Origin of the sequence: Colwellia sp. BRX8-7 (assembly GCF_014077275.1) — a bacterium.
Classification (GTDB): domain Bacteria; phylum Pseudomonadota; class Gammaproteobacteria; order Enterobacterales; family Alteromonadaceae; genus Colwellia_A.
This window is the reverse complement of record NZ_JACGVP010000004.1, coordinates 96,833-120,657: the sequence shown is the minus strand read 5'-3', so window position 1 is coordinate 120,657 and position 23,825 is coordinate 96,833. Positions and strand designations below refer to the sequence as shown.

Sequence of the window (23,825 nt, the reverse complement as noted above, 5' to 3'; positions counted from 1 at the left end):
TTTAGCATAGCCGATGTTAACTAGGTCTCGTCCGCAGAAAGCTCATCGCTACTTTGTTTTCCTGAAGCGAGTTCTCGACTAATTTTTTGAATATGGGTCTCAGAACTTTTTACTGATTTTTCAGTAGTCAGGTGCAATGTTTTTAAAGTATCAATCATCGCCAAATCGACATTTTTATTACTTTGTAACGCGTTAACCAGCGGCGTTAAAAAAGACGCCATATTTTCACTAAATAACGCCAAAGTTTCGGCTAACGCTGAATCATCTGGTTTTTCAATATTCACTTGCAGTTTAAGACTGGCAAGCGTTTCATTCAAACTATCTAACGCTGCAGATTTAGGCTCTAACAAAGCTTCTCCTATTTGATTGAGCCCTTTTTGCAATAACGATATTTGGCTCGCAACAGCCGCAATCGGGTTATCACTATCACCCAAGTTTTGATGACGAACAAAATCTGCCTTAATTTGTTGCCAACGCACTTTTTCTTCACTGGTTTGATTGTTGCGCAGCTCGGCTAATTTAAGTAAATTTTCTTCAGCGCCTATGGTGAGTGTTTGCGCTTCACCACGATAATGATCGGCGATAAGCTGCTCAACTTCCTCTTCGGTCATAACCGGTACTACTTTTTCCGCCATCTTATTCATATTGCGATAGCTTCCTTGTAACTTGAACGAAGGCTCAGTGCGGTACTTATCGTCTTGGGCGGCAGAGGCAATGTACTGTTGATTTGCTTTTAATACCGTCGCTTGAATTTTACGAATACGTTTAATAACTGCAACTATTTCATTGACCTCTGCTTGCGAGTAATTATGCTTTAGTTCAGTTGTGGCAACTTGTTGACCATCGGCAATTTTAACCAAGTTATAGAGGTCGTCCATATCTCGGGTCGCTAGTGGTGCGATATAGCGATTACTGGTTAAGCTATTTTCAATAAAGCTTAAAGAGAACTCTTCTTCTCGACCACTTAAAGTATCACCTAAGTTATAAATATCGGCTCGGTTAGCCAACATATCAGGAATGCTAAATGCTTCTCCTGATTCGGTATAAGGGTTACCAGCCATGACAACTGCAAATTTTTTGCCACGCATATCATAGGTTTTACTGTCACCATTCCAAACACCATCCACTTTTCTTGAGCCATCACATAAGGAAATAAACTTTTGTAAAAACTCAGGATTAGTATGCTGAATATCATCAAGGTACAACATAACATTGTTACCCATTTCGAAGGCTAAGTTAATCTTTTCAACTTCATTTTTAGCTGTTGAGTTGTTTGCCTGAGCGGGATCTAGTGACAACTGATCGTGTCCTATCGACGGACAGTTTATTTTAACAAAGGTCATACCTAGCTTACTGGCAACGTATTCAATAAGCGTTGTTTTACCATAACCTGGGGGAGAAATAAGCAGTAATAATCCCATTAAATCAGAACGTTTATTATTACCAGCTGCGCCAATTTGTTTGGCTAAATTAATACCAATAATCGGGAAATAAACATCATTAATTAATTTATTACGCACAAACGAAGACAGCGCTCTTGGTTTAAACTCTTCTAATCGTAAGCGTTTACGTTGTGCCGCTAATACCTTTTGTTTTTGAATATGAAAACCTTTGAATGCCGGTTCATGTTCATTTTTAAATTGGCGAAGTCGAGTGATAAATTCTTGATAATTTATCGCAATTTTTCTGTCCGATATTTGCCCATGCTGCCCCAATAAACCGTCAACAACACCTTCGGTGTCAGCCAATGAAGTATAGAATTCACATTGCTCTTGCATCAGCATAAAAATTGCGGCTTCATCAATAATATCTTGATGGATATTCATACTCTGGTGCGAAGAAAAAGCCTGCAACCACGCCCAGTAAAGTTGATATTTTTGCTCTAGTGTCGAACAACCCAATAATGCGCCACTGAGTTGTTTTTCTAAGCTCTTATGCTTTAACTGACTCTCCAGTTGATTAGCTAACTCAACGCTACTTTCTTTAATAACAAATTTCTGTTCGGCTAAAGCTAACTCTTTTAATAGGTAGGTTGCTGACAATAACGTGTCGCATTTCAGCCAAGGTTGACTTTCAATATAGCTATCTAATAGCGTAGCCAATTCTTTAATAAGCTGATGACGTAATTGACTATCACCAAAAGTTTCTTCCATGATATAGAGATTATGACTGCGCTGTAATAAATCTTTTCTACTGTTATCAGCTAATTCTGTGGTGAAAAAAAGTAGCGCGAGTCTTCTTTCCAAGACCGGATAAGCTAACAAGCCAATAGATTCTCTTAAAGCAAGTAATTGCTTTAGAATTAATGCCGCATCGGCATCATGCACGCCCTTATCATAACCTTCTTGATAACGTGGCTCAGCCGCTTTTCTAACCACCTCACCTAATTCATTGTTTTTTACCGCCGCTTTTAAACACTCAAGTTGCGCTTGGCCAGCAAATTCAGCCTCAAATAATAGTGTTGCCGCTAAATACTCTCCTCGGTAGACCTTGTCAGATTCAGAGACCAGCGCTTGCTGCCAAAGGTATTCAGTACCAACAAATAATTCAGCGGGTAGCGTTTCAAAGTATTCACTACCACTGATATGCAAGACCATGTCACCATCACGAGGTAATAAGGTCAGTTCTAATTTTTGACGATTCACCGAAAATTGGTGGTCCCCTATTTTAACTAAACTACCGTCAGCAGAGTAAATATCCGTTTTATCTCTCAGTGCTCTTATGCCCTGCTCTTTAGCATTTTTTAATTGAGCGTCAATGTCATCAGCTCTAACATTGTCATCAAGCTCTCTAAGCTGTGAAATTAGTTGCCTAAGCTTGGCAACCATAGGATCGCCAGCAAAATAGCTGTTTAATTTGTCTTGCTCACTAAACGATTGACTCCGTCTGATCACACCTTCAATAATGCGCTCGGCTGCCGTCATCAAATTCAAACAACGACGCTGCTGTGCATCCATTAGCTGCTGCTTATGTTGTTCAAAATTATCGTATATCTCATCTCTTTTAGTGATGATTTCATTATAAAATTCATCATAATCACTAAACTGACTTTCTAAGTCTTCTAACTGAATTAGAATTTGAGAAAGTTGCTCATCACATGCTTGCGGGGAATCACTCGCATTTAAAGCACTGGTAACACTTTGGCTTAACAGTTTAAATCGAGCACCAAATTCTGCTCGTGCCTCTTCACTACCGACACTTTTAGCCGCCAAATCAGCATTAGCTTTAACGCGGTTTATTTGACTAAAAACTGCTGAAATATCTTCCAGAATACGTGTTCTTTGTCGGCTATCTTCAATTTTTAGTGACAACATTGTGCGGTTAAGTAATTCTAATCCTTGCACAAGCTCTTCAATCTCCGTACGAATCGGCTTTAATGAGCTAACCGACTCACTTTTTTCTATCGCCTTTTCTAATGTAACTATGGTCTTTTGATAAGGCGTTAAAGCATCGTCTTGTTGGAGAAAATCAGCGGTTGCTTGGCTAAGTTCTTTCGTTAACGTATCTAAGTGAGATTCCATGGCATTAATTGCGTCAACATCGATATAACGTAAGTCTTTATGAGAAATCAATTCACCTTTAAATTGGGCTAACGCCGATAAGCAGTCAACGAATTGTGAGGCATGCTCAAAACCCGAGATTTGAACTTGTGTTACTAGCTCGGCTAGCTTTTCTTTTGCTTGAATCAAGGCCCGATCAGAGTTTTCTTTAATGCTGGTGACTTTTTCAAATTCATCTATAACCAATTCAGAAGTGATCGCGATTTGCTTGATAAGATCATGCAGCAAACCGAGCTCTTTATCATTGAGCCAATGATATTTATCAAAAATTTGCTTAGACTCTTTTACTAAGTCATTAAAATGCTGCGCACTTGGTGTTTGCACCGAGATCAATTTAGCGACACTGTATAAATCAGAAATACCGCGGACCAGTTCAGGATTACCTATTTTGCCAAAGAAGCTATTATCAACCGGTTGGTTACTAGCAAACTCTTCACTACAAAAAGGCGTTTGCCATATTTGCATGGCATGAACACGTGATGGCTCGGACTCGGCGTTAAAAACCACGGCTCTGCCGTTATTGTATAAACTTTGCCCATGACCATAAATAGGGTTTTGCAATGTTCTCGTAATTAAATTATAACCAAACAAAGCGTACTGCCCTTCATTTGGCTCATAAAATATATAGAGAAAGTCTTCACCATTTGGCGACTTTACCACTCGGTGCAATTGTAAATCTTCGGCATTATCTTCAAAGCTTTTGTGTTCACCATTTTGCAAATAGTATCCACCAGGAAAAATAATACCGTGGTCTTCTGGTAACTGAATACAAGCATGAGCAATAGCATCTTGCCTGATCACTTGCTGAGTTTTAGCATTAAAAATTAAATGGCGAGTGTCAGTTTCACGATACGGCTTTATTTTCAATAAAATAAGCTCACCCACTCTGGCGTAATGGATTTCAGCGTCATCTATAGACTGATGTTCATCTTCGACTGGCTCAGAATATATACCTTGACCTGCGGTGGTATTATTCTCAACTTTTAAAGTAATTGAGCCACCAATAGCTTCGACAAACAAGATGTCATATAAATTATAATGTGGGTGTTTACCTTGCTCTTGTTGCTCTCGAGATACTTTATGCCATTCAAAGTCAAAGTTTTCTGGCTGCTTTATATCTCTTTCACCACGATTATCGATATAGCTAACTTGGTGATCAGCGTCGATACCCCAACGAAAGACTCTAATATCGTCAAGGCGTTCACCAATTCGAAAGATGGCAAATACTTTACTGCCTTGTCGATAAACATGGGCTAGAAATGTTTTTTTGTAATAGGTGTATAACTCATCAAAATCACGGACAAACTCAGCATCGTCAAGAAAACTATCTTGTACCGGAAGATCAATAATCTCAATGTCATCTTTATCACCTTTTATTTGGTGCAAACTAAAAACATCTGAGACGGTAATATTGCGCTTTAAACCGAGAAAGACGTTATAGCCAAAAAGTAAGGTATCTCCGATGGCGGCAATATCTCTAGCAACACAATTATGCTCAGTTCTAACCCGCACACGAGCATCAACTTTCATCTCGGTGGAGCCAAACGTAACAATGCGCTTGTCATTTAGCTGCTTAATTTGTGTATTAAGATCACTGCCTAAGGCTGACAATCTGCGCTGAATAAGTTCATATGAACCCCCTTCCGCAACAGCCTGATTAGTGACGCTATCCTTATCTGACATATGAGACTCCATGAGCTAATGCACAGTTATCCTTGAATGGAACACTGTGCATTGCTTAATTAATACTTGATGACTATTTTTCGTCTGACGAGTTTTTGTTCGCTAAGTTTAACAAACTAGCCAATGCGCCTTTTTGAGTGTCGTCGGCATTATTTAATGTTGATAATAACTTAGACATATTGAAATTTTTCATGGTTTCACTCGTTTGAGCAGCACCAGCGAGCACACCACCTAAATCGTCCATAATATTGCGGTCGCCATTTAAGTGATCTTTAAACAAGGTTTTTACTGTTTCACTTTCATTAACTAAGCCATCGATAGACTTACCAACCGTGATAGAGTTCATAAACTGACGTAAGAACTCGCCATCGCCGCCCATAATATTAATATTGGCTTCACTTAATGCCGTTGCTAATACACCCGCTTGCTTCTCAGCTAACGCAACACTATTTTCTAGTTTCGCTAAGGTTAATTCACGCTCTTGATTTAAACGTAAACCAAAGGTTTCAAACTCTCTGGCTTGTTCAGACATAGCGTTAAGTACATCTTGTTTTTCACGTAAACCCGTCGCTTCTGCTAAGGCTTTTTCTTGTATACCTTTAGCTTCAGCGGTCAATTTAAGTTCGAGTGTTTTAGCTTCAGCCTCGCCTTGTCTTTCGTGTGCATCAGCTTGCGCTAAGGTAATTTGAGCCTCAGCAAGCCCTTGCGATGCAGCTTCTGCTTGATTACCCTCAGCCAATATTTTCTTCGACTCTGCCTGTTTACTCGCCGCTTTCAATTCAGCATCGGCAATGGTTTGCATTTTTCTTGCGATATGCTCAGCCGCTTGTTCTTGCGCTTTAGCTGATTCAATATCTTTAACCAATGCTTGCTCAGCCTCACCTTTGGCTTTGATAACCAATTCATCTTTTTGGCGGTTCGCTTCTGAAACCACACGTAAATCTTTAATAAGCTCTTCTTCTTCAGCGACGCCTTTTTCAACCATGATGCGTTCACGCTGTACTTCAGCAATATTTTTACGCTCTATTTCTAGGGCTTTTTCTTTATCGATTCGTAGTGTTTCAACTTCTTTTTCACGATCTATTTCTTCGACTTGACGAGCACGTTTCACTTTTTCTTCTTCGATAGCCACGGCTCTAAAACGATTTTGTTGCGCGATATCAGCTTCACGCTGTTTATTTTCTTCAGCTACAGCGACTGTCTGTTCAGTCGCTATTCTTGCCTGTTCAGACTTACAAAACTCTTCTTGCACAATTTTAGCTGTTTCCGCTTCTTCTCGAGCTTCTACAGTAGAAATTTCTCGCGTCTGTTTAGCTTGGGCATCGGCTAATTGGCGATCAAGTTCTAAACCTTTTTCTTTAGCATCAATATCTTGTCGTTTAATTCGTATTTCTTCTTGGCGTTTCAAGTCATTGGTTTCAACACTTTGTTGAGCGGTTAACTCGGTAATGCGCCTAATACCTTCAGCATCCATAATATTATTAGGATCTAAATCGTTAATCGATGTTTGTTCAAGAAAATCAATCGCGACATCTTCAAGTACGTAACCTGATAAATCTTGGCCAATAACTTCTTTAATCTTGTCACGAAAAATATCTCGTTGAGTAAAAAGATCAGTAAAGTTTAATTGTTTTCCGACAGTTTTAAGGGCTTCAGAAAACTTCGCTTCAAAAAGTTCTTGTAGGGTTTCAGGGAAAGAAGAGCGCTCACAACCAACTTGTTTTGCCACACGGAGAATGTCTTCTTTGGTTTCATTAACCCGGATATAAAAGGTAATAGTAATATCAGCACGAATGTTATCTTGGCAAATAAGCCCAGATCGCCCTTTTCGTTCTAACATCATTCGCTTAGTAGAAATATCCATAATTTCTTTTTTATGGATAATAGGAATAACCATACCGCCATTAGTACTTATTTCTGGTTCAGCGCCGAGCTTATTAATGATTAATGCCTGGCCCTGCTCTACTTTATGATAAAATTTAGCCATCATAATTAATAGTGAAAAGACTAAAAGTACGCCAATGCCAATCGCTAGATAAAGTGGTTCCATTACCATGTTTTTTTTCCTTTTATGTAAATGCAATGGTCACAACTGCGTGACCAAGTCTCTTATAATGTGATTATGATTTATTCGTCATACGGCGCGACAATATAGATATGCTTTTCTTTTAAATATTCTATCAGTAGCACATTGTCACCCTTTTTTAAGCGGTGTTCTGGGTCACAGCGTACATCTAGTAAAATTTCTGCGCCCTTATTATATATTCGTACTTGACCAAAGGTTTCACTAACCGTTTGCGTTGCAATCGTCGCACTTTTACCGACCAGCTGAATACTCATAGAGGTTTCAACACTTTTAAACATTCCTTTTAAGGGGCGAATAACAATTGCAGTTAATGGCAGGGAAATTAGAAAGACAATAAAACCACTAACAACGCCGAACAGATAATATAACCAACCATCGGGTAGCCAAGCTAAAATATATAATTGCAGGTAAAAGCTGATTAGCCAGCAAATAAGGATAATAATGCTAAAAACTAAGGTGAACGGCACCCCCGTTAAACCAAAAGTCAGCATAAAACCGGTCAGCCCGCCAACAGAAGTATCAAGTTCGGTGTCTACTTCGACGTCAAGATCTGCATCTCCAGCTAATCCTAAATCGACCAGGCCTAACATGCCAATAAGCCAATAAACAACCACGACACCTAGCAGTGTCGAATATATTACGGTGGGAAATTTTGAAGCGACTTCTAGTAGCTGTTCCATTGTTTATCCTTAAAGCACATAGCGAACACCGGCTAATCATTGTGGTGTTTATTCTTTATATGTACCATACACCTGTGACATAATATGTCAATAAATACAGTTTTTATAAAATTCAAATAAAACAAATTAGCATATTGTTTACATAAAATCATAAAAATAAAAGCCTACAGTATCCTGATTTTATTCATTTTACTCGTGACTTATATCAATCAATGATTATATGATGGTTTACGTAAATTTTACAAAGATAACATTTAACAGGGACATAATAATGAAATGTACTAGTTGTAAGCAGGGTGAGTTAACCCCTAGTTTTATCGAAGGGCTTTTTAGAGCACATACTTGTTCGAATTGTGGTGGGCATTGGATCTTAATTGAAGATTATGTCGCTTGGAAAGAACGTAACCCACAGTTTTCTTTTGATAACAATATTCAATGTGAAGTTGTTGAAACGAAACAAGCCATGTTATGCCCAGTAACAGGCACTATTATGCGTAAATTTCGACTATCTGCCTCGACAAATCACCGTATTGACTACAGTGTCAATGTCGGTGGTGTTTGGTTAGATAAAGGTGAATGGGAATTACTCAAAAAAGAAAATTTAGCGGGTTCCTTAAATACGGTACTAACCGCACATTGGCAACGCAACATTCGTATTAATAGCACGAAAGAAAACTTTGCAGAAATATACCAAGATAAATTTGGTGAAGAAAATTATGCGAAAGTTAAAGCCCTTAGAGAGTGGCTATATCAGCAACCAAACAAAGCCGATTTAAGAGCTTATCTTCTTGCTGAAGAGCCCTACTCAGCTGAAAAATAACAAAGATAATAAGGAATACCCATGAAAGGAGCAGGTGGAACTTCGGGTGGCTTAAGTCACTTTTTTATTGGCATCATTATGATGTGTAGTGGTTTTTATATGCTACTAAATTCGATCACAGTAACATCTACTTTTGGCATGGGCGTTCGCCTGTATGCTTTTTCAGCTATGGGTGGCAACTATAATGTAACTAGTGGCATGATAATGATCCCTTTCATATTTGGTGTTGGGCTTATTTTTTATAACAGTAAAAATATTTTAGGTTGGGTGTTAGCTATTGGCTCGATATCAGGATTAATCTTTGGGGTAATATCTTCAATAAGGTTTACCTTTAAGACCATGAGTTCTTTTGATTTAATCGTAATACTTATATTAGCCATCGGTGGGCTAGGTTTATTTTTACGTTCTTTAAAAACCTTAGATAATGCCTTACCTGATGAATAGACAGCAGTACTGTAATATCACGTGAGTAATATTGGTTTAGGTTGCTCAAACTTTAGCGTCGCCGTTTATATTGGCAATAAACCGAGTATGCTTGAATATCAGCAATTATCTTGTCTATCGCCGCTAACCTTGGGCGAAATAGAGATGGTTAATCAAGCTTGTGGCAATGGTTGGCGGAAAGTTTTCAATGTTTATGCGAAGCTGCTTTACGCACTCGATAAAGAAAAATTCGCTTACTCAACACTTGCGCCAACTTGGCAAAAATATCGAGAGCGATTTTTGCTGCAGCAAGGCTCTCAAACGGCTTTATTATTTTCTCCGCCTCAGTTATCAACCACTAAGCAAACTCTGCATATTATTTGTGGAAAAACCTACGCCAAAAATTTGTTAGCGACAAATCAACTAAACGCTAATTTCACTTGGCTAGATGAGCAATTTGCTATTGATAAAGCTAAAAATTTAATTGTGTGTCCCTATTTTGATTATCGGCAATTGTCGAATGCTAATATTGAAAAATTAGCCTTTTTACTCAACGATATAAATAGCCAGTGAAAGCTTTTCATTCATTTATATAGTGTTAAATTAATGTATACTATATTTATTAAAGGAGAAAATAATTAGCCTCATGATTAGGCAACATACTAAACGTCACTTTAATATTGGATCACATCATTGCTATATTTTAATAAAAAAACACTTTTATTTATTACAATAATTTTAACCTTATTACCCTATGCAACGATCACCAGCACTCTTGATATTTCCTCTGCTCTTTTGCTATCACTTCCTACTATATTATTACAGGCTACCGCAGTATTCTTTGTTGTTCATAGCTATTTACAGACCAGATCACGTTCATTAAAATTGTTCTGGCAGTTTCTCTCTCTCGCTATTATCATTGATCTTATGTCGGGTGTTATCTTCGCAGGTAACTACATAACCCCCCCCCCGATCCTGCAAGATTTTTTCTCTTTGTTCAGTTACTTTTTTATCTTACTGGCCATAGAAACCAACCCGCATCTAAGCGAAACGCCACTCAATAAATACATTGCGGGTCGAGTGCCAGCACTATTTTTTACAGTCACCTGTTTTTGTTATTTCGTACTGCTGCCAGAAGAGTTTTCAAAAGCGTTAGATCACAGGTTATTACCGTCATTATTATTTCATATCACCATTTCTGGCCTCATTTTTATTAGACTAATCAGCTGTGTTATTTTTTGTCATGAAAAATTTTGGCGCGCTATTTATTGGCCATTAGCCATTGCCTCATTAGCTTTGTTAGTTGATAACACTAATAGTTATTTTCTTATTCAAGAGCAAGCCCTTTATAAAGACAATTATACGAACAGCTTAATAGCGTTAATCCCATACTGTGGTCTTATTTTTGCCGCAAGTGCATCATTAAACATTCAAAGACCGACCAAACCTATTTCAAAAGATACCTTTCCCGAATTTTACATTTTATTGCTGGTGAGTATTATTTTTAGCATTCATATCGTTGGTTTAGAAGTTGGGGCACACTACATTACAAATTCTTTCTGGCAGTCTTTTGTTATTGGTATTTGGGGCGTTATTGCTTTTATTTTAGTCATTCTTATTGCTTACAATAAAAGAAAAAACACGCTCGAATTCAAGGAAAACGCTTTCACTCAGCAACAAGAACAAAAAGAGTTAATACAGACCAACCATAAATTACTCAGCTCAATTCTTAATAGTGAAGACAAAGCCATTGTCCGAGCATCTAATAATGCTATTTTGACGACATCAACGGGCGGCGAAATATTATCGTCAAACCCTGCCGCAGTTCAATTGTTCCAAAGTTTAGAACATGAATTGAAAGGCACGAATGTCAGCGCACTTTTTTCTGCAGAAGACACTATGCATTACTTTTTTGGCTTCAAAAGTAATGTATACGCCTTACAACGTAAAGATATCGGTATTTCAGTAGAGTGTGCTGCTCGACGTGCCGATGGTACTGAATTCCCAGTTCAGGTTGAATTGCAGTGGGCAGATCGCGAAGAACAACCCCTTATTGTTATTACCTTTATTAATTTAACTTCACGAAAGTTAGCTGAAAAGCAGATGTTAGATTTAAAAGATAAGTTTATTGCGAACATTTCCCATGAGTTTAGAACGCCATTGACAATTATTAATGGCATTTTAGACCAATATCTACTCAAAGCTCACAGTAAAGAAGAAGGGTTGGAACTTACTACCGCTAAGCGTAATGGTTTACGTTTAGTTCGTATGGTTGAACAACTATTAGAACTCTCTCGCCTTACTGACAACCCTAAGCTTTCATTGTCTACTTATCGATTAAGTCAGTTAATGGCTATGCCAATTGATTCATTTTCACGCTTAGCTAAACAAAATGATTTAAGTTTTGATGCTGAAATATCTGATGATCTGTGGCTAGAATGTGATGCTCAGGGTTTTGAAAAAATCATCTTCAACTTACTTGCTAATGCGATTAAATATACACCTGCTGGCGGTAGCATCAAGGTCAGTGCTTATGTTGATCAAGATAATGTTATTTTAGAGATTACAGATACCGGCATAGGTATTAATCAAGCATCACAAAGTAAAATCTTTGAACGCTTTCAAAGAGCTGATGATGAAAAAAATCATGCTGTTTTTGGTGTAGGTATTGGTTTATCTTTAGTTAATGAATTGGTAAAAGCGCATAACTGGCGTATCAATTTAGTCAGTGAATACAATAAAGGCAGTAAGTTTTCTCTATCAATCCCTTTAGCTACCGCTGTCGAAATAGAAACTCAAGTGCCAATGAGTGTATCTCAAAGCGAAGTATCATCATTGCTGTTAGAACAAAATAATAATAAAACTAAAACAAAAAATCATTTACATAATGTCGTGTTAGTTATTGAAGATAATCTCGATATGCAAAATCACATAAAACGTGTGGTTGAACAGCAACATCATTGTTTATTAGCAATGAGCGGCGAACAAGGACTGCTCATCGCCGAGGAATATATACCAGACCTTATCGTATGCGATATAATGCTAACGGGCATTGATGGCTTCGAAGTACTTAAACAATTAAAAGAAAATGAACTTACTTCTCATATTCCCGTTATTTTGCTTACCGCCCGTTCAGACTTAGATAGTCGACTTCACGGCCTAAATTTACAAGCAGATGAGTATTTAAGTAAACCTTTCAATCAACAGGAATTATTAATACGTATTGAAAATTTGATTGAAAATCGTAAATTACTCCAGCAGAACTATTTACATAAATTTCGTGACCATCAAAAAGAACAACAAAAAGAAAGTAGCGTAAAAAAAGTGTCGCAGTTAACTCCAAGCGAAAGTGCTATCTTATCCGTTGATGAAAAGTTTATAGAAAAGCTAGAAACCATTGTTGCTAAGATGTACTTGGAAACTGATTTAGGTATTCAAGATCTAGCCAGTAATATGGCGATGAGTGAACGCCAACTGCAGCGAAAAATGAAAGTAACACTGGGCACAACACCTAATAACTTCATTAAAGAGTTCCGTCTAGCAAAAGCACAGATATTGCTACAAAATGGTTCTAAAATTGGCAGAATAGCCTTAGATGTTGGTTTTTCTTCACAAACATATTTTGGTCGATGCTTTAAAGAGTCGTTTAACTGCACCCCAAAACAATATCAACAACAATTCATTAAAAGCTAACCACAAAGCTACTCAGGCTAACCTTGCTTAACTTGGATGTTATGCTTAAGTGTCGCTAGATCAGCGCCTTGAATCACCGCTAAGTAGCTAAAGGGTTGTATCTTAGGTTCACACAAGCCAAGCCAAGCAATCGCTGGCTCTTCGCTTGTTAATGTTAAGCCAAGTTCAATCATCACACTGACTTGATCCCACGATATTTCCATAGGTTGCTCTCTATTAAACGGATAAAAAGAATAAGCAATATTCATCGAAATTTTATCGTCGAATTGTTTTTCAAATTTACTTGCTAACCGCGCGGCTAACTCACCAGCATTGTTGTCTTTTTCATAACCAATAACAGCAAAGGTATCATCGGACCAACGAACAACTAGGTCATCGGTATTTCTGCTAAACAGTAATAAATCAGTAATGTTAATCAACTGGCTATTACTGATATTGGTCAACTCATTAACCTGAACCATTAAGACGTAAAGACGGGGTAAAGTGCTCCGCTGTACTGGTAGAATATTCTGATGAATTTGATTCATCAGCTGGCTAGTTTGCTCAATATAAATATCAAGATAGCGGCGACTTCGTACCCCAGTTACTTTATCTACCGTTGCCGACTTTTCAAGTAGAATATTGGCATGTTCAAGTTCGCTATTTTGCGATTGTAACTTTTGCGTTTTCTCTTTGACCTGCTCTTTAAGGTAAGATTTTTGTAGTTGTTCAACCAATAGTTTTCGATTCAAAAAGCGTGAATAGACTAATAACGTTAAAGCTACTGCCATGGCATACAATAAATAAGCCCACCAAGTATTCCAAGGTGCTGGTTTAACCGTAATAGCTAATGAATAACCCGGTTCACTCCAAACATTGTCGTTATTTCCAGCAATAATTTGCAGTGTATAACTACCTGCAGGTAAATTTGTATAAGTGGCTCGTCGTGATTTACCTGCAGCTATCCACTCCTCATCAAAGCCTAACAAGCGATACTTATAAAGAGTTGACTCGGGATTGGCATAGTTTAAACCAACATATTCAAAGGAAATCAGCTGATCACTGTAATCAAATTCCAATTGGCTTAAGTTAGATAATTTACTACCAAGAGGCATAGGTTCATTCAGCTTTAATATACTCGTTAATCGTACTTCTGGAACGGACAAGCTGGTATTAATTTTTTCTGGATTAATAGTGCTCATGCCTTTGCCTGCACCAAAATATAAGGTGTTACCTTTTGAGCGAAATACTGAAGAATGAGTGTATTCTAAATCAACTAAGCCATGAGTCAGATTAAAGTGTTTAAAATTTTTATCACTGATTGAAAACCGAGAAATACCTTTACTGGTACTAAACCAAATATCTTCATTAGCATCTTGGGTGATGCCATATACGGTCAAACTTTTCATGCCATCTTTAGTATTAAGATGGGAAAATGAAAAGTTATTACTGTAACGATCTTCTTGGCTTAATATACTTAAGCCAGCATTTTGAGTGCCAAACCATAGGTTCTTGTCATGATCTAATAGCATTATCCAGGTAAAGTCATCCGAAATACTATTAGGGGTATTTTCATCATGTCTAAAATGAGTAAACGTCCCAAGGGCCGGATCAAAACGATTTAACCCTGCACCAAATGTGGCCAACCATACGATTCCTTGTTCATCAGCCAGCAATTGTAATATGCTATTAGTGCTAGGACCATTTTTAGTGTTTAATTCGTTTTTAATAAAACGAGTAAAAGTACCGTTTTCATTATATAAATTTAGTCCTTGTTGAAAAGTAGATATCCAAAGGTTGCCATTAATATCTTTAATAATATCGGTAATACTATTAGCTGAAATAGAATGTTCATCTTTAGCATCATGGATATATCCAGTCACTTTATTGGTTGTTAAATTGACTGAATATAAGCCTGAGCCTCTCGTTCCCACCCATAAAGTGTTGCCATCGGCAAATAGATTCATAATTCTATATTCTGAAAAAGAAGCATTAAAATCGACGGTGGTAATGGAATTATCAGCTTCTGACAACTGATAGATACCACCACCATAGGTACTAAAAAAAAATTTTCCTTGTTCAAATTGCGCAAAACTAGTGATATTGTTATTTTTTAAAATAGGATTTGTTTGCGTACTATATTGTCGAAAGGTTGCCATATTCGGATCCCAACGATTCACACCTGAAAAAGTCCCTACCCACATCATCTTATGGTTGTCTTCAAAAAAAGTAATAACAAAATCATTACTTATACTGTAAGGGTTATTTGGGGAGTTGTTATAGCGACTGAAGTCTTTGGTTTCATTATTATAAATAGATAAGCCACTATCGGTGCCAATCCAAATATTTTGTTCTGAATCCTGATAAATATTACTAATTGCATTACTGCTAATTGTTGACTGAACATTCACATTATCTTGATAGTGAAGAAACTGCTCTGTACTTGGTGTATATTTTAATAAACCACTATCAACTGTGCCTATCCAAATATCACCATTAATAGCTAGATATAAACTACTGACAAATTTATTAACATAAGTCGCACTTTTTTGATCGCCATACTTAATCGATTTAATAAAATTTCCCTGTAGATCAAATATCGAAACCCCACCGCCATTAGTACCAATCCAAATTTCTTGGTTACGAGTTTCAATTATTGAAAGTACAGTATTATGGGTCAGGCTATTTGGGTTACCTGATTCTTGAAATATATGCTGAGTTGACCATTTTTCTTCATCTGTACTGAGAACATTCACACCATTTTCGGTAGCTATCCAAATTTTACCTTCACTGTCTTCAAATAAAGCATTTACGGTATCATTGGTCAGTGTGGCATTTTTTGTTTTTCTAGTAAAATGGATAAAATCTTGGCTTTCTGGTCTATATAAATTTAAGCCTCCACCAAAAGTACCGACCCAAAGCCTTTGCTGTTTATCAAAAAGAATACTACTGATCACACTAGAGCTTAGTGAGTTAGGCTGGGTACTATCATGTTGAAAATTTAGTGTTTGATGCCCATCAAAACGGTCTAAGCCTTCCGATGAGCCGAACCACATAAAACCATCTTCATCTTGAGCCATGGTTCTAACAAAGCTATAAGACATTGGGTTATCAATCCCAAAGTTTTTAAATTGCTTAACATCTTGTGCAAATATATTGCAACTAAGAATAATTGATAAGAAAAAGGGGAGTATATTTTTCACAAGATAGCTCTTACTAAGATGAGGGTATATAGAATCTTCTAACATGAAATAAAAAATAAAAAGCCACTTTAATAACAGTGGCTTAGAGTGAATTACACTATTGTGGTGCTACCCAATTATTAACATCAATTCCGGTTGTACTATCAGCAACACTCATTCTCCAAATCACCGAGTCAGATTCGACATTCATTCTCCAAATGACACTGTCCGTTTCGATGTTCATCCGCCAGATAACACTATCTGTTGAGGCAGTGTTTCTCCAATCGATAGCATTTTCGATGAAATTCATTCGCCAAATGACACTATCACCATCAACGTTGCTTTCATCCAATTTCCACACATATTCATCGCCTAAACCTTCAACATAAAAATTGCCATCATCATTAATATTGGCAGGTCCAAAATAGTGTTCATTACCAGCAATGTCTTGTGCAATATCTAATGCTTGATTCGCACATGCTGAAGCGTTACTAGCTAATGCATCCGCCACATTAACCACGCCTGAACCTTGTTGAAAAACGCTATAAGCAAGTTCACCGTTATTATCGAATGCGGTATGAGCACTGTCCATTAGTCTACACTTAACTTCGTCAGGAGTTAACGTTGGATCTTGGGTCAACATCAATGCCACTACACCAGAAACAACGCCAGCAGCTTGCGATGTACCTGACATTTCAAAATATCGTCCGCCGTCGTGAAATTCTGGATGTTCCTGAACGATTTGAGTATCAAAAGCCATTAATCCTGATAAATGACCGCCTGGTGCGACAATTTCTGGTTTAACAAATCCTTCTACTGTCGGGCCGGCCGAACTAAAACTAGCGACTATGTCATCACTTAAATAAGAAGGCGTATAGTTATCAGTCATCGCACCAACGGTAATTATATAAGGTACATTACCTGGAACGCCGATTGTCATAGGGCCAGGACCACTGTTACCAGCAGAAGCAACGACAACAATACCAGCTTGCCATGCTTTCATTACTGCTTGGTTAAGTGGGTCTTCCCAATAGTATGAACGAGCTGGCCCACTGAACGACATGTTCAATACTTTTAAATTGATTTGATCTTTAACTTGTAGCGCCCAATCTATGCCACGAATAACGTCTGCATAGGTCGCCTTGCCTTCGGCATCAAAGGCTTTAATCCCAACTAATGCAGCATTCGGCGCAACACCATACACTTTACCGTAAGCGTCGTAATCTGCATTGCCAGCAATACTGGCGACATGCGTACCGTGGCCACTTTCTTCATTACTATAATTACTGATATTGTTATTAACCGCATCATAAGTTCCCCAGAACTTATCCCGACCATATAAATCAGTAGATAAACCTGAAGATGTTCCTTCTAATTGATCAAGGCCTGTATCTAAAAAACCAATAGTTACACCATCGCCAAAATTGTAGGCCGAATGAGCGGCAGAGGCCTCAATTAAGTCATTAACGACAGACTTTGGCTGCCATTTGCGCTTGCCCCAAGCATTACCACCAGACATTTCTACATGATGATTTTGCGTAACTTGAATATCTAACTGTGCATGTAACTGAGCCAACTGTTCAATATTAAGAGAAACGGCAACAGCATTGATAATAGCTAATTTATGCGTTGGTTGAACGTTTAGCGTTGCTAATTCTGTTTGCAATAATTGATAGTTATTTGAAGAAATAATGTACGATTGCTTTTGTGCATCTACATTTTTATTAAGTGTTGTATGGATCAGCCAAACAGTTATGCTGATAAGACCTAAAAGTGAGAGTGGTTTTATAATGTTTTTTACAGAAATATTCAAAATTTTTGTCCCCTTTTCCCGTTACATCTTTTAAAAACGTCAGGGTAATTTAACTTAATGTTTGTAATTTAAATTTAAACAATTGTACATTTAAACAATTTTTAATAATTAGTTACAAAATACACATTGATTGTGAACATAAACTAAACCGGACCCAACCTGTAATAACTTATGAGTATATACATATAACTACAAATTATTACATATTACTAAAATAAAAATATCCAGCTCAAATAATGAACTGGATATCAACTAGTTAATAAGACTACTTCCTTGTACTAATAACGTATAAATCTAGAAATTAACTGTCGTTTCCGTAGAACAATTACTAGTTCCTTGGTCACAGACTTTATATGTAAACGAACCAGAAGTTCTAAAGCTGTCGGTATAAGCACCATCGTTTGCCGTTGTTGTTCTTAAAGAACCATTACGGATAATATCGACACTTGCAGTAGCTGCACCTGACCAAGTTACGTCAACTTTGTTTTTACCTTTAGCCTTGTATCCTGATGCGTCTGCAGTGATATCGCCACCTTCTACTGGAGGAGGAGTAACAACGCCACCACCACAACCATTAGCGGTTAAGTAATCGCTAGCCGCTTTTGCTTTAACGATACCGTGACCAAAGTAGTCATCGTGACCTGTTGCGCCGTTATCTTCCGCTGTTGATTTTAGTGCATCACGAATTTCTGTACCCGTACAACCGTTATGATTAGACCAAACTAGCGCAGCAATACCAGATACTGCTGGTGTTGCCATTGAAGTACCACTCATGAAACCGTAATCGCTAGCTCCAATGTTAATCTCAGCAGAAGAAGCGGCTAATAATGCCGAACGGTCTTCATAAGCTGCACCAACTGCAGGAATAGTTGTCGCGTTCGCATCACCTAATGTAGCGTATAACATGCCCGCTTCATTGTTAATGATCATTGCACCAACACCACCTGAGTTTTGACAGTTTTGTACTTTGTCGTGGAAAGAAATTACACCACGGTCAATTAAACAGATATTGCCATTTGCGCCTGAATTAGTTGATTCTGCAGTGCCCATGTAGAAAGTACTACCAGAAGCTGAACCCGCGTTTTCCATAGAAGATGAAGCAAAAGCTACTCCATCAGCACTCATTGAAGCACTGGTTGCCATGCCTGCAGGGTAAGTAGATAATGTATCCACACCACCAGCCGTTACTTCAACACAAATAGTTTCGTTCGTCGTTGTCGTCGTTGTGCGATTTTTACCTTTACCTGTTGTCGTTGTCGACGTACAGCTTGGAAATTGTGAGAAGTCTGCAATAGCGTTGTTATTGTCGTTTGCACCAATCATCATTACTGAAGAGTAACCCGCTGGGAATGAACGAACATTGTTACCATCGTTACCTGCTGCCGCTACAACTAAACCGCCAGCATCTGTAAATGCTTTAAATGCGTTCTCTTCGGTGCTGTTTGCACCACCACCACCCAAACTCATGCTAATAATGTTCGCGCCAGCGCCAGAACAAATGTTTGCTGCATAAGCTAAATCAGAAGAGTATCCCCAACCTGCTTCGTTAAATACTTTAACAATATGCATATCAACGCCCGGTGCCATACCAACAACACCAAAACCGTTATCTGCAGCACCAATGGTACCGGCTACGTGAGTACCGTGTGGGCCACCGTTTTCATCCCAGTTACCGGTGCCTGAATCATTAGTACCAGTGATATTGTTCCAAATAAAATCTTGGTTAGAGCGATCTAAACCTGAATCGATAACACATACCTTCATACCTGCGCCAGCGTTAAAGTTAACTTGGTCAGCTTGAGATTGAACAACCGCATAAGGAGTAAGTTGAGTTGTAGCAGGGTTGCCTGCAGTATCACTATATACAGAAAGTGGTACACGGCGTTGATCTTCTTCGATCATTTGAATATGTGGGTTATTTAATAAACCTTTAACTTGGCTTAAGTCTTTACCAGCGAATGAAGCAGCGATAAAACCTTTGCCGTCAACTTTTAATTCGCCGCCTAATTTTTTAGCGAGAGCTTTAACAAGGCCTTTTTTACTTTCGTCTACTTTAATAATGTATCGATCATCGGCAGCTTGTGCTGAAAATGCTGCGGTAACGGCTAAAGCAATAATTGATGTCGTAAATTTAGAAGCTTTCATATGTTCTACTCTCTCTTATATATAGGGACGTTGTTTATATTATTTTTATGATCAACGTTATGTTTTATTTTATTGAGCAGTCCTTACTATCTTGATGATGACTTATTTATCTTGGTTAAATCAGTATCGTGCATCTTGCATAATTCGATAATATCAAGTCAGAAAATATTCCCTAGCAAAATAGCGACAGCTTTTCGAAAAAAAACGACAAAATAAAAATAAAATCAATTGTTTCATGTAGATAACTACAAAAACAAAAACCACCTTGTCGCTTTACTATGAAAAACAGTCTGTGGTTTGCTAGTTAAAATATCGCAAACAAGCCATTATTTTTGCAATGGGTTTTCACCCACTAAAGCAATACATAATAAAATACGTTGAAGGTAGCCTAGGCAAACGTTCAAATTAAACGTAAAAATAAACGATGGAGTTTATATCAGATGAGAAATAACAGACGCCTTGCACTCAGTGCAGTAGCCTTATCTATTCTAACCGTAACTAGCGCGGCAAGTTATGCGAGCCAAGCTAAAATTAATAAAGTAAATAAAAGCGGAATGGAATCTGCCCAATCAACAACATTAAGTTTTGCTGATTGGCGTGCACAACAAATGCTCGAAAAGCAGGATTTTACTGATCGTTTAATTGTTAAATATAAAAACAAGAAAAACGGAAAAGCAATCCCTCCAGGATTAGCGAAAAAAGCAGGCTTATCGTTAAAACACGAAAAGATTTTGAAAAATGGTCATCACATTATTTCTTTTGGTAAAGAAAAGAACATTAAAGATGTGAAAACCATGATCAACCGCATGAAAAAGGACTCATCAATTGAGTTCATTGAGCCTGATTACAAACGCTTTTTAATGGCGCAAAATCAACCTTGGGGTATAGCACAAACACAATCAGACCAATTAACTGATAACGACGGCGCAAATATGACCGTGTGTATTATTGATTCTGGTTATGAACAGGCAAATCCTGATTTAAATGCTAACAATGCTTCAGGTACCAATAACTCAGGTACTGGAAATTGGTATCAAAACGGGGGGTCTCACGGTACTCACGTAGCCGGTACTATTGCTGGTGTTAATAACAGTGAAGGTGTTGTTGGTATTATGCCGAACACCAATGTAAATCTGCATATTGTTAAAGTATTTAATGAAGCGGGTTGGGGTTATGTAGGCGAGTTAAGTGATGCAGTTGATACTTGTGTAAATAATGGCGCAAAAGTTATTAACATGAGTTTAGGTGGTGCAGGTTCAAGTGTTACTGAGAAAAACGCATTACAAGCCGCTGCTGATTCTGGCGTATTATTAGTTGCCGCTTCAGGTAATGATGGCAATACCACATTATCTTACCCTGCTTCTTATGACGCTGTTATGGCTGTTGGCGCACTTGATAGCAACAATCAACATGCTGAGTTTTCTCAATACACACCACAAGTTGAAATTTCTGCGCCTGGTGAAGCTGTTTTATCAACCGTTGCTGGCGATGGTCGCTTAGGTTTTATTAATTTAGGTTCAACAACTTATGCTAATGATATTGTGCCACAAACTCATTACATTGAAAGTGGTGGTAGCTTCATCGTAAGCAATGTAGATAGCAGTGCAAACGGTGTTTTAGCAAGTTGTACACTTTCAGGAAGTAGCTACAGCTGTAGTAATGTTGCTGGTAATATTTGTTTAGCAGAACGTAATGACAACCAAAAAGGCAGTAATTACCCCGAAATAAACCCAGCTAAAGCTTGTGCTGATGCAGGTGCCTCTGGTGTTATTGTTTATAGTGACAGTACTCGTCCTGGTTTACAAAATCCATTCTTAGTTGATTCTACTAACGCTGTTTCAGTGCCAAGTGTTTCGGTTAGTCGTGCGTTGGGTCAGCAATTATTGACGCAGTTAGGCAATGCGGCAACGTTAACGGTTAACGGCTCGCAAAACTATGCTTATTACAACGGTACTTCAATGGCTACGCCTCATGTTACAGGTGTTGCAGCGATTGTTTGGAGTAATAACATTGATTGTAGCGCTGACGAAGTTCGAAGTGCATTAAAATCAACGGCTATTGATCTTGATGTTGCTGGCCGCGATGACAAGACAGGTTTTGGCTTAGTACAAGCAAAAGCAGCGTCTGATGCATTAGCAGCAACTTGTGGTGGTAGCGTAACACCACCACCGCCACCAACTGGTGATGATGTATTAAGTAATGGCACAACCAAAACTGGCTTAGCTTCAAGTACTGAACTTAGCTTTACAATGGAAGTTCCAGCTGGTGCAACAGACCTAACCTTTGATATGGCTGGTGGAACAGGTGATGCTGATTTATATGTTAAATTTGGTTCAGCACCTACAAGTACTAGCTATGACTGTCGTCCTTATGCTGGTGGTAATAGTGAAAGTTGTCCTATTAGTACGGCACAAGCGGGCACTTATTATGTGAAAGTTGTTGCCTACTCAGCTTTCTCTGGTGTTAACTTAACAGGTAGCTTTACTGAACCTACAACAGGTGGCGGAGCAACCGGTGGCAGTGCATCTTTAACGGATATTAGTGTCGCTCGTCAAGCATGGACTTATTACACCATTAACGTACCAGCCGGCATGGCAACATTAGACTTCACGATGAGTGGTGGTACTGGTGATGCTGATTTATATATTCGACGTGGCGCACAGCCAACATCATCAACTTATGATTGTCGCCCATACAAAAGTGGCAATAATGAAGTTTGTTCATTTACCAGCCCTGTAGCAGACACTTGGCATATCGGTATTTACGGCTATTCAGCTGCTAGTGGTGTAAGCTTGGATGTTGTTTATAATCCTTAGAACGTCATAAATTAGCGATTATATTAATGGTAAAGACTAAAGGGGGGAGCATTAATAATGCTCCCCCCTTTTTATTTACAACAACATATTAGTCAAACTAAAATTTATACTTACAAGTAATATTGTTGTATAAATTCAATGTACTCTTGCTCATCATTGATTTTAAAACCACTTTGTTCAAAGTCTAGACATTCATTTTTATTTGGAAAGGTAAAATAGCTAGCACTCTTTTCTTGTGGCTGAGAACAAAGTAACTCGTCATTTTCAAGTGTTTCAATAGCCGCTAATATATCGGTTGCACCTTGCTTATAAAGCTCAAGCACATGCCATAAATAAGATTTCTCTCTATTAACTAGTGTGGTAGAAGTCTTGATTATTTTTCCTGTATCTATCGAACCATCGTCAATGGTGTGCAGTGTCGTACCTATTTTATCGTCGTTATTTTTCATTGCCCAAAACGTCGCCATCACGCCTTTATACTTAGGTAATATGCCAGAATGCAGATTAATAATGCCTTTGGTAGGAATATTAATAACCTTTTCTTTTAGAATGCCACCAAAGCGTATTGAAACAATAAGTTCGGGCGCCAACTCTTTCAAATCATTAATCATCTCAGGCGAATTAATTTGCTTGACGTCTCGAATCGCTGAATTTAAAAAGACGCTAAAGCCATCAAAAGTTTTATAGCTATCGTTATTACTTTTAGTCTTAGGAATTAGCGGACTTAGCAGTTGGTTAAACAAGTCTTGCTCGAAAAACTTTAGCGTCTTTAATGGCGTTGGTATCACACTGCTTTTGCCTACTTTTGCTGATAACCACAGATGAACCTCATGGTGTTTACAGACCTCTGGTAGCAGTTTATTTAGTGCAAAATTACTCGCTAAATCTTTATTAGCCAAAAATAAAATTTTCATAATTAAGCTCTTTTGCCTATTTTATATTAAG

General features: G+C 38.0%; 12 protein-coding genes. 5 read left to right on the top strand and 7 right to left on the bottom strand.

What is annotated here, in order from left to right:
- Positions 1–20 precede the first annotated feature (20 nt).
- From H4J57_RS05360 to H4J57_RS05350, 3 genes are all read right to left on the bottom strand, one after another.
- Positions 21–5,243 carry a DNA repair ATPase gene (locus H4J57_RS05360; protein WP_182242173.1) on the bottom strand — a complete coding sequence of 1,741 codons (5,223 nt, stop codon included), beginning with the start codon at positions 5,241–5,243 and terminating at the stop codon, positions 21–23.
- A gap of 73 nt (positions 5,244–5,316) precedes the next feature.
- Positions 5,317–7,299: a flotillin family protein gene (locus tag H4J57_RS05355; RefSeq protein WP_197517579.1), complete on the bottom strand. Its 1,983-nt coding sequence runs from the start codon at positions 7,297–7,299 to the stop codon at positions 5,317–5,319.
- A gap of 71 nt (positions 7,300–7,370) precedes the next feature.
- Complete coding sequence (locus H4J57_RS05350; protein WP_182242172.1) at positions 7,371–8,009, bottom strand: OB-fold-containig protein; 639 nt, start codon at positions 8,007–8,009, stop codon at positions 7,371–7,373.
- Positions 8,010–8,280: 271 nt separating this feature from the next.
- On the opposite strand from H4J57_RS05350, the gene H4J57_RS05345 reads away from it, so the two are divergent.
- The 4 genes from H4J57_RS05345 to H4J57_RS05330 all read left to right on the top strand — a co-directional run bounded on the left by H4J57_RS05345 (position 8,281) and on the right by H4J57_RS05330 (position 12,945).
- Complete coding sequence (locus tag H4J57_RS05345) at positions 8,281–8,829, top strand: zf-TFIIB domain-containing protein (protein ID WP_182182251.1); 549 nt, start codon at positions 8,281–8,283, stop codon at positions 8,827–8,829.
- Positions 8,830–8,850: 21 nt separating this feature from the next.
- Positions 8,851–9,273, top strand: coding sequence for a hypothetical protein (locus H4J57_RS05340; protein ID WP_070375479.1), 423 nt, complete (start codon positions 8,851–8,853; stop codon positions 9,271–9,273).
- A 21-nt stretch (positions 9,274–9,294) separates the two neighbouring features.
- The gene (locus tag H4J57_RS05335; protein WP_182242171.1) at positions 9,295–9,825 is read left to right on the top strand and encodes a DUF6942 family protein; all 531 of its coding nucleotides are present in this window, start codon (positions 9,295–9,297) and stop codon (positions 9,823–9,825) included.
- A 120-nt stretch (positions 9,826–9,945) separates the two neighbouring features.
- Complete coding sequence (locus H4J57_RS05330) at positions 9,946–12,945, top strand: ATP-binding protein (RefSeq protein WP_259366800.1); 3,000 nt, start codon at positions 9,946–9,948, stop codon at positions 12,943–12,945.
- 17 nt (positions 12,946–12,962) lie between these two features.
- Here the strand turns inward: H4J57_RS05330 and H4J57_RS05325 are convergent, their stop codons facing one another.
- The 3 genes from H4J57_RS05325 to H4J57_RS05315 all read right to left on the bottom strand — a co-directional run bounded on the left by H4J57_RS05325 (position 12,963) and on the right by H4J57_RS05315 (position 20,064).
- The gene (locus tag H4J57_RS05325; RefSeq protein WP_310733703.1) at positions 12,963–16,127 is read right to left on the bottom strand and encodes a two-component regulator propeller domain-containing protein; all 3,165 of its coding nucleotides are present in this window, start codon (positions 16,125–16,127) and stop codon (positions 12,963–12,965) included.
- A 97-nt stretch (positions 16,128–16,224) separates the two neighbouring features.
- Positions 16,225–17,919 carry a S8 family peptidase gene (locus H4J57_RS05320; protein WP_220470269.1) on the bottom strand — a complete coding sequence of 565 codons (1,695 nt, stop codon included), beginning with the start codon at positions 17,917–17,919 and terminating at the stop codon, positions 16,225–16,227.
- Between the two features lie 294 nt (positions 17,920–18,213).
- Positions 18,214–20,064 (bottom strand): S8 family serine peptidase, encoded by a 1,851-nt coding sequence (locus H4J57_RS05315; protein WP_182242169.1) that lies wholly within the window; start codon positions 20,062–20,064, stop codon positions 18,214–18,216.
- Between the two features lie 440 nt (positions 20,065–20,504).
- Here H4J57_RS05315 and H4J57_RS05310 point away from each other — a divergent pair, with 440 nt between their 5' ends.
- Positions 20,505–22,880: a S8 family serine peptidase gene (locus tag H4J57_RS05310; RefSeq protein ID WP_182242168.1), complete on the top strand. Its 2,376-nt coding sequence runs from the start codon at positions 20,505–20,507 to the stop codon at positions 22,878–22,880.
- A gap of 110 nt (positions 22,881–22,990) precedes the next feature.
- On the opposite strand, the gene H4J57_RS05305 is transcribed toward H4J57_RS05310, so the two are convergent.
- Positions 22,991–23,794 (bottom strand): formyl transferase, encoded by an 804-nt coding sequence (locus H4J57_RS05305; RefSeq protein WP_182242167.1) that lies wholly within the window; start codon positions 23,792–23,794, stop codon positions 22,991–22,993.
- Positions 23,795–23,825: the final 31 nt, after the last annotated feature.

Coding starts and splice junctions, on each gene's coding strand:
- H4J57_RS05350 (WP_182242172.1), bottom strand. CDS start 8,009: ATGGAACAGCTACTAGAAGTCGCTTCAAAATTTCCCACCGTAATATAT.
- H4J57_RS05360 (WP_182242173.1), bottom strand. CDS start 5,243: ATGTCAGATAAGGATAGCGTCACTAATCAGGCTGTTGCGGAAGGGGGT.
- H4J57_RS05315 (WP_182242169.1), bottom strand. CDS start 20,064: ATGAAAGCTTCTAAATTTACGACATCAATTATTGCTTTAGCCGTTACC.
- H4J57_RS05305 (WP_182242167.1), bottom strand. CDS start 23,794: ATGAAAATTTTATTTTTGGCTAATAAAGATTTAGCGAGTAATTTTGCA.
- H4J57_RS05340 (WP_070375479.1), top strand. CDS start 8,851: ATGAAAGGAGCAGGTGGAACTTCGGGTGGCTTAAGTCACTTTTTTATT.
- H4J57_RS05345 (WP_182182251.1), top strand. CDS start 8,281: ATGAAATGTACTAGTTGTAAGCAGGGTGAGTTAACCCCTAGTTTTATC.
- H4J57_RS05310 (WP_182242168.1), top strand. CDS start 20,505: ATGAGAAATAACAGACGCCTTGCACTCAGTGCAGTAGCCTTATCTATT.
- H4J57_RS05355 (WP_197517579.1), bottom strand. CDS start 7,299: ATGGTAATGGAACCACTTTATCTAGCGATTGGCATTGGCGTACTTTTA.